This is a genomic window from Allobosea sp. NPDC055353, from assembly GCF_053644975.1.
In genome coordinates, this window is record NZ_JBSHMC010000004.1 from 391,177 (window position 1) to 404,532 (window position 13,356).

Below are 13,356 nucleotides of genomic sequence, written 5' to 3' on the forward strand. Positions count from 1 at the left end.
GTTTTTCCGATTGATGGAAGCACACTATATCGTCGGTTGAACGAGGCTGAGCCGGCCGCGCCGTCGCGACCGAAGCTGGCCTCACGATCCATCAGAAGACACCATGTCCGCTCCCGCGATCCCCGTCCGGCCCGCATCGCCCGCGCTGGCGATGTTCCTCGCGCTGCTAGCCGGCGCCACCTGCATCGGCTTTTCCGGCATCTTCGTGCGCCTGGCCGATGTCGGCCCGGCCGCGGCCGGTTTCTGGCGGATGCTCTTCGCGCTGCCGGTGCTGGTCGCCTGGACGGCGCTGGAGCAGCGCAGGCCGGCGAGCGAGAAAATCGGCCGCGGCGCCTTTATCGCGGTTGCGTTGGCCGGCCTGACCTTCGGCATCGACGTGACGCTCTACAACGCGGCGCTCGGCCATACCACGATCGCCAATGCCTCGCTGCTCGGCAATCTCTCCCCGGTCGGTGTCGTGCTCGGCGGCTGGCTGCTGCTTGGCGACAAGCCCTCGCGACGCATCCTCGGCGCGCTGATGCTGGCGGTCGCCGGCGCGATCCTGCTGGTGCTGCCGAAATTCACTGGCGCGGAGCAGGTCACCGGCAATCTCTTCGGCGACAGCCTCGCCGTCGGCGCCGCCTTCTCCTATGCCGCCTATATCCTTGCGGTACGGCGCGCCCGCGACCGGGTCGGCGCCGGCTATGTCAGCCTCGTCTCCAGCGCGATCTGCGCGGTGTTCTGCCTTGTGGCGGCAATGATGCTGGGCGAGCAGGTCATTCCGATGAGCCTGCAGGGCTGGCTGGCGGTGGCCGCGCTCGGCCTCGTCTCGCATGCGCTCGGCCAGGGCCTGATCACGCTCTCGCTCGGCAGCTATGGCGCCGGCGCCGCCTCGCTCGTCATGGTCTGGCCGGCTCTGGTGAGCGTGCTCGCCGCCTGGGCGCTCTTCGGCGAGCAGCCCACCCCGGTCCAGGCCTTCGGCGGCGTCGCCATTCTCGCCGCCGTGCTGATGGTGCGGCGCGGTTGAGCGCCCCTCAGGCCGCGGCCTTCACGCCGTAATGCAGGATCACGGTTCCGTTCTTGAGCGGACGGGCCGCGATCAGAGCGTATTTCCGCTTCTCCGCATTCGGCTTGAACAGGGGCGTGCCTTGCCCGATCGTGACGGGAGCGACCGCGATCATGATCTCGTCGACGAGCCCCGCGGCCAGCAGCGACTCCGTCAGCTCTGCGCTGCCGAAGGCATAGATGTCCTTGCCCGGCTCGGCTTTCCGGCGCGCTATCTCCCCGGCGATATCCGCCGTCACCGTCGTATTGTTCCAGTCGGAGCTCGTGAGGCTGCGTGACGCCACGAGCTTCGGCAGGGCGTTCATGAAGGCCTTGGTCTCGCCCTCCTCCTCGGTCGAGGTCCAATAGGCCTTCATCCCCTCATAGGTGACGCGGCCGAAGACGAGCAGCCCGGCCTTGCGCCCGAACTCGCTGCTGAGCGCGGCGAGTTCCTCGCCCCAGGCATCCTCGTGGAAGCCGAGATCCCACTTCTCCCTGCCCTCGAAGAACCCTTCCAGCGTCATCAGATTCCAGACGATCACCTTGGCCATCGCATCCTCCTGCTGTGCTCGATTAAAACCAGTTTTGATTTGCAACCAGTTGATGGATAGCGAAACCGATCCTATATTGCAAGCGGTTTTGGAGACGAGCATGCGCGAGACCGGCCGTTCGGGCTGTCCGATCAATCTGACGCTGGAAATCCTGGGCGATCGCTGGAGCCTGATCGTGCTGCGCGACATCATGTTCGGCAACCGCCGGCATTTTCGCGAGATGCTGGCGAAATCGGACGAGGGCATCGCCTCGAACATTCTCGCCGACCGCCTGAAGCGCCTCGTCGAAAACGGCCTGCTCTCGCGCCGTGACGACGCCAGCCACAAGCAGAAGGCGATCTACAGCCTGACCGAGATGGGCATCGCGCTCGTCCCGGTCTTCGCCGCAATGGGCGAATGGGGCCGAAACTTCTTAGCCGTGACCGAGGAACTCTCGATCCGCGCCGAGCTCCTCAGCGAAGGCGGCCCGGCCCTCTGGGAGCGCTTCATGCAGGAGCTGAGGCACCTGCATCTCGACGCCCCCAAGCCAGAGCAGTCCGTGCTCGACGAGCTGACGCAGGCCTATCGGGACGCACTGGCGCGCCGGCAGGCGGCCGAGGTCTCCGCGACCCCGGCTTGACTCACTCTGCCGCCATCCGCGGTATTGCCGGCTTCGACATCGCTTCCGCCGTCGCGATCGCGGGCGCGGCGTGTTCCTCGATCGGCTCCCACTGGCTCTCGTCCTCGGCCTTGCCGAAGAAGCGGCCGAAGAGCCAGCCGGTCGCACGCGAGAGATCGTCCATCACCATGTAGAAGGACGGCACGAAGACCAGCGAGAGCACCGTCGAGACGATCAGGCCGCCAATCACCGCGATCGCCATCGGCGCGCGGAACTCGCCGCCGTCGCCGACGCCATAGGCCGAGGGCAGCATGCCCGCCGCCATCGCGATCGTGGTCATCAGGATCGGCCGGGCCCGCTTGCGGCCGGCCTCGATCAGGGCCGTGAGCCGGTCCTTGCCGCGCCCGACCTCCTCGACCGCGAAATCGACCAGCATGATCGCGTTCTTGGTGACGATGCCCATCAGCATCAGCAGGCCGATATAGACCGGCATCGAGACGGCGTTCTGCGTCGCGAGCAGCGCGATCACCACGCCGCCGAAGGAGAGCGGCAGCGAGAGCAGGATCGTGATCGGCTGGAAGACCGAGCCGAACAGCAGGATCAGCACCGCCAGCACCAGCATCAGGCCGGTCGTCATCGCGGTGACGAAGCCCTGCACGACCTCGCCCTGGATCTCGGCATCGCCGGTCGCGGCGATCCAGACTCCATCCGGCAGGCCGACCTCCTTGACGATCTCCTGGAACTTGTCCTGGGCCGTGCCGAGCTCGAAGCCGCGCTTCAGGTCGGCGCCGATCTGGGCGCGGCGGACGCGATCATAGCGGTCGATCGAGCTCGGTCCCTCGCCAAAGCCGATATCGGCGACCGCCGTCAGGGGAATCGAGACACCGGTCGCGTTGGTCACGCGCAGCGCCGCGATGTTGCGCATGTCGGTGCGGGCGGCCTCGTCGAGCTGGACACGGATCGGCACCAGCCGGTCGCCCGCGTTGAACTTGGCGAGGTTCGGCCCGACATCGCCGATCGTGGCGACGCGCACGGCTTCCGAGATCGCTTCCGGCGTGACGCCGAGCGTGGCGGCCTCCTCGAGCTTCGGCGTGACGCGCAGTTCCGGGCGGCTCAGCGAGCCGGCGGTCGCGACGTTGAGATAGCCGTCGACCTGGCGCATCCGCGCCTCGATCTTGGCGACCGCGGCGTCGAGCGCCTCGCCGTCCTTCGACAGGATCGAGAAGGCCATCTCGCGCTCGCCGCGCTCGTTGACGTACCAGGCACGGACGTCCGGCACGCTGGCGAGCTTCTCGGCGATGGTGACCTTGAGCTCCTTCTGGGCGATGTCGCGCTCGGCCTTGGGCTTGAGCAGGATGAACACCGCGGCCCGGCGCACCTCGCGCTGGCCGGTCGGCGAGGCCCCGCCGAGCACGAAGACATCGCGAACCTCGGGAATCGTCTTCAGCGCATCGACCAGCTTGTCGGTGGTGAAGCGGGTATCCTCCAGCGTCGAGCCGGGCGGCAATTCGACCGAGGCGACGACGCGCGAAGTGTCCTCGTCCGGGATGAAGCCGGTCGGCAGCATCTGCGTTGCCTGGATCGAGCCGATCAGGAATAGGAAGCCGATCACCAGCGTCGCATAGGCCGTGTTGAACGGCAGGGTCCGCCAGCGCCCGCTGCCGTCGAAGCGCGGGAAGAACGGCATGCGGCGCTTCTTCAGCGTGCCCTTGAGCAGGCCGACATAGCCGCGCATGACGAACCCGTCCCTGGGATCGGCATGGTGGACCGGCTTCATCAGATAGGCCGCCATCATCGGCGTGATCAGGCGCGCGACGAGCAGCGAGAACAGCACGGCGACCGCCACCGTCAGGCCGAACTGCCGGAAATACTGTCCGGCGACGCCGCCCATGAAGGAAACCGGCGCGAAGATCGCGACGATGGTCAGCGTGATCGCGATGACCGCGAGCCCGATCTCGTCGGCCGCCTCCATCGCGGCGCGATAGGGCGACTTGCCCATCTTCATGTGCCTGACGATGTTCTCGATCTCGACGATGGCGTCATCGACCAGGATGCCGGTCACCAGCGTGATGCCGAGCAGGCTGACGAGGTTGAGCGAGAAGCCCATCATCTCCATCGCCCAGAAGGTGGGGATGGCCGAAAGCGGCAGCGCGACCGCCGTGATCAGCGTCGCGCGCCAGTTGCGCAGGAACAGGAACACGACGAGGACGGCGAGCCCCGCACCTTCGAGCAACGTTTCCATCGCCGCCTTGTAGTTGCCGTGGGTATAGGCGACGGCGTCGTCGATCGGCGTGATCTTGATGTCGGGAAAGCGCTTGTTCAGCTCCGCCACGCGCTGCGCCACGATATCCTTGACCGAAAGCTCGCTTGATCCCTTCGAGCGGAACACCGCGAAGGTGACGACCGGGCTCTTGTTGAGGCGGCCGAAGGCGCGCGGCTCGGAATTGGAATCCTCGACACGGCCGAGCTCCTTCAGGCGCACCTCGCGGCCGCCCGAGAGCGTGATCTTGGTCTCGGCCAGCTCCGCGACGGTCCGCGCGCCGGCCAGCGTGCGGATCGCCTGCTCCTGCCCGCCGACCTCGCCGCGCCCGCCCGCGAGGTCGACATTGGTGGCGCGGACCTGGCGGTTGACCTCGCCGGCAGTGATGCCGAGCGCGAGCAGGCGGTCGGGATCGAGCGAGATGCGGATCTCGCGGTCGACGCCGCCATAGCGCTCGACCCGGCCGACGCCCTTCAGCCCCTGCAATTCGCGCGCGACGACATCGTCGACATGCCAGGAGAGCTGCTCCAGCGTCATGCCGGACGAGGCTGCGCCATAGGTCAGGATCGACTGCCCCTCGACATCGATCCGCTGGATGATCGGCTCGTCGATGGTGCGCGGCAGGTCGGCACGGATCTTGGCGACCGCGTCCTTGACGTCGTTGACGGCCCGGTCGGTATTGGTCTCGAGCCGGAACTCGATCAGCGTCAGCACCTGGCCGTCGGTCAGCGTCGAGGTGACATGCTTCACCCCGGTGATATTGGCGACCGTGTCCTCGACGCGCTTGCTGACCTGGCTTTCGAGCTCGGCCGGCGCCGCGCCCGACTGCGTGATGGTGATCGAAACCAGCGGCACGTCGATATTGGGGAAGCGCGTCACCGGCAGCTTCGAGAAGGCGAGCAGCCCGAGGACGCAGAGCACGACGAAGATCAGGATGGCCGGAACCGGTTTCCGGATCGACCAGGCGGAGAAATTGACGTTCATGCGCTTGCCCGTCAGTTCGTCGCGACCGGCGTGACGATGTCGCCGTCGCGCACGAAGGTGCCGGCGCGCGCCACCACGGTCTCGCCCTCGGTGATGCCGCTGGCGATCTCGGCGCGGCCATGGCCGACCAGCCCGAGCGTCACCGGCTTGGTCGTGACCTTGCCGTCCTTCACGGACTGAACCGTCGCGCCCGATCCGTTATAGGTGATGGCCGAAAGCGGCAGGGTCAGGGCACGCTTGCGGCCGGTCTCGATGATCCCGCGCGCGAACGAGCCGATGGCGACCGGCGGATCGCCGTCGAGCGCGACGAGCACGCGGCCGAGCCGCGACGCCTTGTCGACCTCCGGCGCGATCAACCGGATGTGGCCCGCCAGCGCCTCCCTGGCGCCGGCCGGCAGGACTGCCACGCCCTGCCCGAGCTTGAGCTTGGGAAGCTCGACTTCGGCGACCTGCGCCTCCAGCTCGACCGCGCCATCGGCGATGATCCGGAACAGTGGGTCGGTCTGCGGCAGCATGCTCGCCATCGCGCCCAGCCGCGCTGTGCGCCGGCTGACGATGCCAGCGCGCGGCGCCTTGATCTCGGTGCGCGCGAGCTTGACGGCGATGTCCTTGCCCTGGGCCTTGGCGAGCGCAAGATCGGCGCTGGCGATCGCCAGGGCCTGCCGTGCCGAGTTGGCGCGCGCCTGCCCGGAGCGCGCCGCGGCGGCGCGCTGGTCGAACGTCTCGATGCTGGCATTGCCGCTCTCGCGCAGCGCCTTGGTGCGGTCGAAGGCGTTGTTGGCCTGGACGAGATTGGCATCGGCCTCGGCGATCTGGGCGTTGGCCTGGGCGACCAAGGCCTCGGCGCGGGCGATCTGGGCGTCGTTCTGCGCCTTCTGGACCTCGAGTGTCGTCCGGTCCAGCCGCGCGAGAACCTGTCCGCGCGCGACCTTGTCCCCCTCCTGCGCCAGCAATTCGACGATCGACAACCCGTCGACTTCCGGCGCGACCAGGATTTCGTCGCGCGCAACGATCGAACCGGAGACGACCACGCTCTGGACGATCTCGGTGGTCTGCGCCTGCGTCACCGTGACGGAAGGTCCGGCGGCCGCGGGCGCAGCCTGCCCGGACGTCTGCGCCTGCAGCGGCAGCGGCGCGACCAGCAGGGCCAGCGCGATCATCGCGTTCAGCGGAACGATCGAACGAAGGGACATCGGAAACGATCCTGTTGCGGCCATGCGGCCGGTCGGAAACGGGGTAAGCCCAGCGGGAGCAGAGATCACGACTGCGTCTCCGTTTCGGGCAGGAGCATCGTCTGGGAAAGCTGGCGCATGCCGGTGAAAAGCGTGTCGGCGGCGGCGGTCACATCGAAATTCGGATCCATCGCCCGCCGGCAGAAGAAGCCGTCCGCCATCATCGAGATCGCCATCAGGAAGCGGCCTTCGTCGAGCCGGGGCGGCAATTCGCCATTGGCCTTGGCCTCGCGGATCGCCGCGGCGAGCCCTTCGATCACGGTGCCCTCGATATCCGCGCACATCTGCGCCATGCCGGGGTTGCGCGCCGCTTCCGCCCAGATCTGCAAGGCAATGACGGCCTTCTCGCGCGGCTGATGCACGAGATGCTTGCGGCCGAGCTCCTCGAGCTGGTCGAGCAGCGAGCCGTTATTCGGGCAGAGCTTCCCGAAATCCTCCGCGATCAGGCTGCGGTCGCGCTCGGTCAGCCCCTCGATGATCGCGTCCTTCGACGAGAAATAGCGATAGAGATTGCCCGGGCTCATGCCGGCCTCGGCCGCGACATCCTGCATCGTCGCCGCATGGAAACCGGCGCGCGCGAAGACGCGCTCGGCCGCATCGAGGATGCGGATATGGCGCTCCGTCAGGGCGGCAACGGGCTGCGATGCGGAAACCAGGGGCGGCATCAGGACTCGACATGAATGAGAATGAATGTTCATTCTCATCTCAGATAAGACGGCACCCGTCAAGCGAATCGCCCTTCCGGTCGCCAGCGTCGCGACAGGTCCATGCAGGAATTGCCGGATCATTGCCGCATTTGCGCGCATAAATCGCTTGCTTCGTTCCGTCTGGAACCGCATGCTCGGAGGCGATCTGGCATGGCTCCGCGCGCCGTCCTCTCCTGATGATCACGCGCGAGCGACCTTGAAGTCCGTGATGAACCACCACGCCTTCCCCTTGCACCCGGCTCGCCGCACCCGCTCCCCCCTTACCGCCCGCAAGCCGAGGCCCGCGCCCAAGCCGGTGCTCATCGTGCTGCATCAGGAGCATTCGACGCCCGGCCGCGTCGGCCGGCTCCTGCAAGCGCGCGGCCATGCGCTCGACATCCGCAAGCCGCGCTTCGGCGATCCCCTGCCGCAGACAATGCGCGAGCATGCCGGCGCCGTGATCTTCGGCGGCCCGATGGGCGCCAACGATCCCGAGGATTTCGTCAAGGCCGAGATCGACTGGATCGGCACCTGCCTGAAGGAGGATGCCGCCTTCCTCGGCATCTGCCTCGGCGCGCAGATGCTGGCCAAGCATATGGGTGCGCGCGTCTATACCCATGGCGAGGGCCGGGCCGAGGTCGGCTATTACCCGCTCGCCGTCACCGATGCCGGCCATTCCCATGCAGCGGCAGCCGGCTTCACCTGGCCCGGCACGGTCTATCAATGGCACCGCGACGGCTTCGACTGCCCCAACGGCGCGGAATGCCTCGCCACGGGTGGGGATTTCCCCGTGCAGGCCATCCGCGCCGGCAGCAAGGCCTATGGCCTCCAGTTCCACCCGGAGGTGACGCCGGCGATGATGTATCGCTGGTCGGTGCGCGGCTATGAGCGCACGCTGATGCCCGGTGCCCAACTCGGCCACACCCATGTCCCCGGCTGGTTCCAGCATGACCCGGCGATCCGGCTCTGGCTCGACGCCTTCCTCGACCATTGGCTGAAGGAGCCGGCGGCAGCCGGAACGACATCACCTTGACCCGTACAGCTCTCGTCCTCGGCGCCGGCATGGTCGGCGTCTCCTGCGCGCTCGCGCTCCAGAAGCGCGGCATCGCGGTCACGCTGGTCGACCGCAAGGAGCCCGGACGCGAAACCTCCTACGGCAATGCCGGCGTGCTCGCGGCCTCCTCGATCCTGCCGCTCAACAACCCCTCGCTCTACGCCAAGATCACCGGCTATCTCGGCAACCGCCATCCCGCGCTCAACCTGAGCTGGGCTCGCGCTTTCAGCCGTCCGGGCTGGCTGCTGCGCTTCCTCTGGGAGGCACGGCCCTCGCAAGCGAAGGCCCGCATCACCGCCCTGCAGGCGCTGACGGCGAGCACGGTCGAGCGCCACCGCGCGCTGATGGCCGAGGCCGGCGTCTCGCACCGCCTGCGCGAGACCGGCACGATCAAGCTCTGGCGCACCGAAGCCGGCCATGAGGCCGCCCGGGCCGAGCATGATTTCCTGAAACGCCATGGCATCGAATCGCAGGTTCTCGACCGGCAGGGCATTTCCGGCATCGAGCCCAGCCTGAACCCGATCTTCCCGGCCGGGCTCCTGATCCCCTGCGTCGGCTCGGTCGATTCCCCCGGCGCCGTCACCGAAGCCTATGCCGCCCTCTTCGCCCAACGCGGCGGCCGGATCGAGCAGGCTGCGATCACCGGGCTCGCCCGCAACGGCAATGGCTGGCGCGCCAGCACCGCTTCGGGCTCGTTCGAGGCCGATATCGTTGTGGTCGCGCTCGGCCCCTGGAGCGGCGATTTGCTGAAGCCGCTCGGGATCGATCCGAAACTCGATGTCGAGCGAGGCTATCACCGCCATCTCAGGCCGGAAGCCGGCACCGGCCTGTCGCGACCGATCTACGATGTCGACGGTGCCTATTACATGGCCCCGATGGGGCAGGGTTTTCGCGTCACCAGCGGCGTCGACCTCTCCTTCCGCGACGCACCGGACGAACACCGCCAGATCGACGGCGCGACCGCCGCGGCCCGCGAGGCATTCCCGCTCGGCGAGGTCGTCGGCGAAACCTGGCGCGGCGCGCGACCGACCCTGCCGGATTCATTGCCGATGATCGGCGAGGCGCCGCGCAATCCCGGGCTCTGGCTCGCCTTCGGCAACCAGCATATCGGCTTCTCGACCGGCCCGATCACCGGCGAAATGATCGCTGCGATGGTCTGCGGGGAAAAGCCGCCGATCGACCCGAAGCCGTTCCGGCCGGGCCGCTACATCGGCTGATGAAGCGTGTCATCCCGCACGCGTTGCGGCACGCAGTGCTGCTGCGCAGATGCGGGACCGTCTTCAGGAAAAGGCGCCTTCTCATGACGCGATCCCGTGTCTGCGCAGCAGCGTTGCACGCTGCAGCGCGCACGGGATGATACGCTGCTGAGCCGAGCGCGAAGGCGCTGGTGTGAGCCGGCTGGCGTGGCGGCCGAGAACCGGAGCGGAGCGTACATCAGTACGTGAGCACCGGAAGCGCAGGCCGTCGCGTCAGACGGCCGCGCCAGTAGCATTCGCCCCGGCTCAGACCTGGCGGGCGACCATCATCTTCTTGACCTCGGCAATCGCCTTTGCCGGGTTCAACCCCTTCGGGCAGGCATTAGCGCAGTTCATGATGGTGTGGCAGCGATAGAGCCGGAAGGGATCTTCCAGATCGTCGAGGCGCTCGCCCGTCGCCTCGTCGCGGCTATCGATCAGCCAGCGATAGGCCTGCAGCAGCGCGGCCGGGCCGAGATAGCGGTCGCCGTTCCACCAGTAGCTCGGGCAGGAGGTCGAGCAGCAGGCGCAGAGGATGCACTCGTAGAGCCCGTCGAGCTTCTCGCGGTCGTCCTTGGCCTGGCGCCATTCCTTCTCGGGGGCCGGCGTCGTCGTCTTCAGCCAGGGCTCGATCGAGGCGTGCTGGGCATAGAAGCGCGTCAGGTCCGGCACGAGGTCCTTGACCACGGGCATATGCGGCAGCGGGTAGATCGCGACCCTGCCCTTGGCGCCGCATTCGTCGATGCCGGTGGTGCAGGCCAGCCCGTTCTTGCCGTCCATGTTCATGGCGCAGGAACCGCAGATGCCCTCGCGGCAGGAACGGCGGAAGGTCAGGGTCGGGTCGACCTTGTTCTTGATCCAGATCAGCGCATCGAGAACCATCGGCCCGCAATCGTCGCGGTCGACATAATAAGTGTCGGTGCGCGGATTCTCGGTGTCGTCCGGGCTCCAGCGATAGACCTTGAACTCGGTCAGCTTCTTGGCGCCGGCCGGCTTCGGCCAGGCCTTGCCCTCGACGAGGCGGGAGTTCTTCGGAAGAGTGAATTCAGCCATCGGAGTTCCTCAGTACACCCGTGCCTTGGGCTTGATGTACTCGATGTCGTTGGACATCGTGTAAGTGTGCACCGGCCGGTCATCGAGCGTGATCGTACGCTTCTCGTCGTCGATCCAGGCGAGCGTGTGCTTCATCCAGTCCTTGTCGTCGCGGTTCGGATAGTCCTCGCGGGCATGGGCGCCGCGGCTTTCCGGACGGTTCAGTGCCGAGTCCATGGTCACGACCGCCTGGGTGATCAGGTTGTCGAATTCCAGGGTCTCGATCAGATCGGAGTTCCAGATCAGCGAGCGATCCTTGGTGCCGACATCGGTGATGCCGTTCCAAACCTCGTGGATGAGCTTGTGGCCCTCTTCCAGCGTGTCGCCCTCGCGATAGACGGCGCAGTTGTTCTGCATCGTCCGCTGCATCCGGTCGCGCAGCACCGCGGTCGGCGTTCCGCCGGCAGCGTTGCGGTACTTGTCGAGACGGGTCAGCGCCAGATCCGAAGAGCCCTTCGGCAGTTCCGGCTGCTTCTCGCCCGCCGTCACCGTATCGGCGCAGCGTAGGCCGGCCGCGCGGCCGAACACGACGAGGTCGATCAGCGAGTTGGAGCCGAGGCGGTTGGCGCCGTGGACCGAGACGCAGGCCGCCTCGCCGATCGCCATCAGGCCGGGCACCACCGTGTCCGGATCGCCGCCGACCTTGGTCAGAACTTCGCCGTGATAGTTCGTGGGGATGCCGCCCATGTTGTAATGCACGGTCGGCAGGACCGGGATCGGCTCGCGGGTCACGTCGACGCCGGCGAAAATCTTGGCGCTCTCCGAGATGCCGGGCAGGCGCTCGTGCAGGATCTTCGGATCGAGATGGTCGAGATGCAGGTAGATGTGGTCCTTGTCCTTGCCGACACCGCGGCCGGCCCGGATCTCCATCGTCATCGAGCGCGAGACGACGTCACGCGAGGCGAGGTCCTTGGCTGACGGGGCATAACGCTCCATGAAGCGCTCGCCCTCGGAATTGGTGAGATAGCCGCCCTCGCCGCGCGCGCCTTCCGTAATCAGGCAGCCCGAGCCGTAGATGCCTGTCGGGTGGAACTGCACGAACTCCATGTCCTGCATCGGCAGGCCGGCACGCAGCACCATGCCGCCGCCGTCGCCGGTGCAGGTATGCGCCGAGGTCGCCGAGAAATAGGCGCGACCATAGCCGCCAGTCGCCAGGATGGTCTGCTGGGCGCGGAAGCGGTGCAGCGTGCCGTCATCGAGCTTGAGCGCGATCACGCCGCGGCAATGGCCGTCCTCGTCCATGATCAGGTCGATGGCGAAATACTCGATGAAGAACTCGGTATTGTAGCGCAGGGCCTGGCCGTAGAGCGTGTGCAGCATGGCGTGGCCGGTGCGGTCGGCGGCGGCGCAGGTGCGCTGGGCCGGCGGGCCCTCGCCGAATTCGGTGGTCATGCCGCCGAAGGGGCGCTGGTAGATGCGGCCGTCCTCGGTGCGCGAGAAGGGCACGCCCCAGTGCTCGAGCTCGTAGACGGCGGCCGGCGCGTTGCGCACGAGATATTCGATGGCGTCCTGGTCGCCGAGCCAGTCCGACCCCTTGACGGTGTCGTACATGTGCCACTGCCAGGTGTCCTTGCCCATGTTGCCGAGCGAGGCGGCGACGCCGCCCTGGGCCGCGACGGTGTGCGAGCGGGTCGGGAACACCTTCGAGATGCAGGCGGTGCGCAGGCCGGCCTGCGAGCAGCCGACCGTGGCGCGAAGGCCGGCGCCGCCAGCGCCGACGACGACGACGTCGAAGGTATGGTCGGTGATCGGATAGGCGGTGCCGGTATAGGCCGGGACCGGGCGGGATTTTGTGATCGCCATCGGATCAGCCTCCAAAAGACAGCTTCAGCACCGCGTAGACGCTGGCCGCGCCGACCGCGATGGCGAAGAAGGTGTTGGCCATGACGGCAAGGACCTTGGTCCCCTCGTTATGGACGTAATCCTCGATGACGACCTGCATGCCTAGACGCATATGGATGCAGGCCGAGAGGATGAAGAGCAGCATCAGGATCGCGACGCAGGGGTTCGACAGGAGCGCGACAGCGGCGGGATACGGCCGGCCGACCAGCGCAATGACGACGCCGATGAAGATCACCGTCAGGATCAGGTTCGAGACGGCGGTGACGCGCTGCAGCCAGAAATGGCCGGTGCCGGACTTGGCGGAACCGAGGCCGCGGACGCGGCCAAGCGGGGTGCGCATCGAGGAATTGGACAGCATGGCGGGGCTCCTCAGCGCAGGACCAGGGCGACGATCCAGACCAGGACCGTCAGGCTCACCGAGGCGACGAGCGTGAACTTCGCCATGTTCATCCGGGTCTGCGGCTCATAGCCCTTGCCCGTATCCCAGACGAAATGCCTCAAGCCCCCGCACATGTGGTGGATCAGCGAGAAGCTGTAGAGGAAGAGCACGACCCGTCCGAGGAAGGAGCCGGCGATCGCCTGCGCCGTATCGAAGGCAGCGGGGCCGGAGGCGGCAGCGACCAACCAGGCGGCGATCAGCACCGTGCCGAGATAGAGCCCCGTGCCGGTGACGCGGTGGGCGACGGACATCGCCATCGTCCAGGACCAGCGGTAGATCTGGAGGTGGGGCGAAAGCGGGCGGGCTGCGGGCTTGACCTCGGCCAATATCGTTCTCCGATCAAGCGGTCCGCCGAAAACA

General features: G+C 67.2%; 12 protein-coding genes. 4 read left to right on the forward strand and 8 right to left on the reverse strand.

Annotation, left to right across the window (positions count from 1 at the left end; all coding sequences use genetic code 11):
• Window positions 1–103: 103 nt before the first annotated feature.
• Window positions 104–1,006, forward strand: coding sequence for a DMT family transporter (locus tag ACWIEX_RS24915; RefSeq protein WP_454035594.1), 903 nt, complete (start codon window positions 104–106; stop codon window positions 1,004–1,006).
• 7 nt (window positions 1,007–1,013) lie between these two features.
• Here ACWIEX_RS24915 and ACWIEX_RS24920 read toward each other — a convergent pair whose 3' ends face one another.
• Window positions 1,014–1,574, reverse strand: coding sequence for a dihydrofolate reductase family protein (locus ACWIEX_RS24920; protein ID WP_454035595.1), 561 nt, complete (start codon window positions 1,572–1,574; stop codon window positions 1,014–1,016).
• Window positions 1,575–1,674: 100 nt separating this feature from the next.
• Here ACWIEX_RS24920 and ACWIEX_RS24925 point away from each other — a divergent pair, with 100 nt between their 5' ends.
• Window positions 1,675–2,193: a winged helix-turn-helix transcriptional regulator gene (locus ACWIEX_RS24925; RefSeq protein ID WP_454035596.1), complete on the forward strand. Its 519-nt coding sequence runs from the start codon at window positions 1,675–1,677 to the stop codon at window positions 2,191–2,193.
• Between the two features lies 1 nt (window position 2,194).
• Here ACWIEX_RS24925 and ACWIEX_RS24930 read toward each other — a convergent pair whose 3' ends face one another.
• From ACWIEX_RS24930 to ACWIEX_RS24940, 3 genes are all read right to left on the reverse strand, one after another.
• Window positions 2,195–5,416 carry an efflux RND transporter permease subunit gene (locus ACWIEX_RS24930; protein WP_454035597.1) on the reverse strand — a complete coding sequence of 1,074 codons (3,222 nt, stop codon included), beginning with the start codon at window positions 5,414–5,416 and terminating at the stop codon, window positions 2,195–2,197.
• Between the two features lie 11 nt (window positions 5,417–5,427).
• Window positions 5,428–6,609, reverse strand: a complete 1,182-nt coding sequence (locus ACWIEX_RS24935) for an efflux RND transporter periplasmic adaptor subunit (protein ID WP_454035598.1) — start codon at window positions 6,607–6,609, stop codon at window positions 5,428–5,430.
• Between the two features lie 65 nt (window positions 6,610–6,674).
• A complete protein-coding gene (locus ACWIEX_RS24940; protein WP_454035599.1) occupies window positions 6,675–7,313 on the reverse strand; it encodes a TetR/AcrR family transcriptional regulator in 639 nt (212 codons plus the stop codon).
• Between the two features lie 250 nt (window positions 7,314–7,563).
• Here ACWIEX_RS24940 and ACWIEX_RS24945 point away from each other — a divergent pair, with 250 nt between their 5' ends.
• Both ACWIEX_RS24945 and ACWIEX_RS24950 read left to right on the forward strand, forming a co-directional pair.
• A complete protein-coding gene (locus ACWIEX_RS24945) occupies window positions 7,564–8,367 on the forward strand; it encodes a glutamine amidotransferase (protein WP_454035600.1) in 804 nt (267 codons plus the stop codon).
• Window positions 8,364–9,605, forward strand: a complete 1,242-nt coding sequence (locus ACWIEX_RS24950) for an NAD(P)/FAD-dependent oxidoreductase (protein ID WP_454035601.1) — start codon at window positions 8,364–8,366, stop codon at window positions 9,603–9,605. Before ACWIEX_RS24945 ends, ACWIEX_RS24950 begins: the two co-directional genes overlap by 4 nt.
• A gap of 285 nt (window positions 9,606–9,890) precedes the next feature.
• On the opposite strand, the gene ACWIEX_RS24955 is transcribed toward ACWIEX_RS24950, so the two are convergent.
• The 4 genes from ACWIEX_RS24955 to sdhC are packed head-to-tail and all read right to left on the reverse strand — an operon-like array spanning window position 9,891 to window position 13,325.
• A complete protein-coding gene (locus ACWIEX_RS24955) occupies window positions 9,891–10,676 on the reverse strand; it encodes a succinate dehydrogenase iron-sulfur subunit (protein ID WP_454035602.1) in 786 nt (261 codons plus the stop codon).
• Between the two features lie 9 nt (window positions 10,677–10,685).
• A complete protein-coding gene (gene sdhA, locus ACWIEX_RS24960) occupies window positions 10,686–12,518 on the reverse strand; it encodes a succinate dehydrogenase flavoprotein subunit (protein ID WP_454035603.1) in 1,833 nt (610 codons plus the stop codon).
• 4 nt (window positions 12,519–12,522) lie between these two features.
• Window positions 12,523–12,915, reverse strand: coding sequence for a succinate dehydrogenase, hydrophobic membrane anchor protein (sdhD, locus tag ACWIEX_RS24965; protein ID WP_454035604.1), 393 nt, complete (start codon window positions 12,913–12,915; stop codon window positions 12,523–12,525).
• A gap of 11 nt (window positions 12,916–12,926) precedes the next feature.
• Entirely contained in the window at window positions 12,927–13,325 is a 399-nt protein-coding gene (gene sdhC, locus ACWIEX_RS24970) for a succinate dehydrogenase, cytochrome b556 subunit (protein ID WP_454035641.1), read from the reverse strand.
• Window positions 13,326–13,356: the final 31 nt, after the last annotated feature.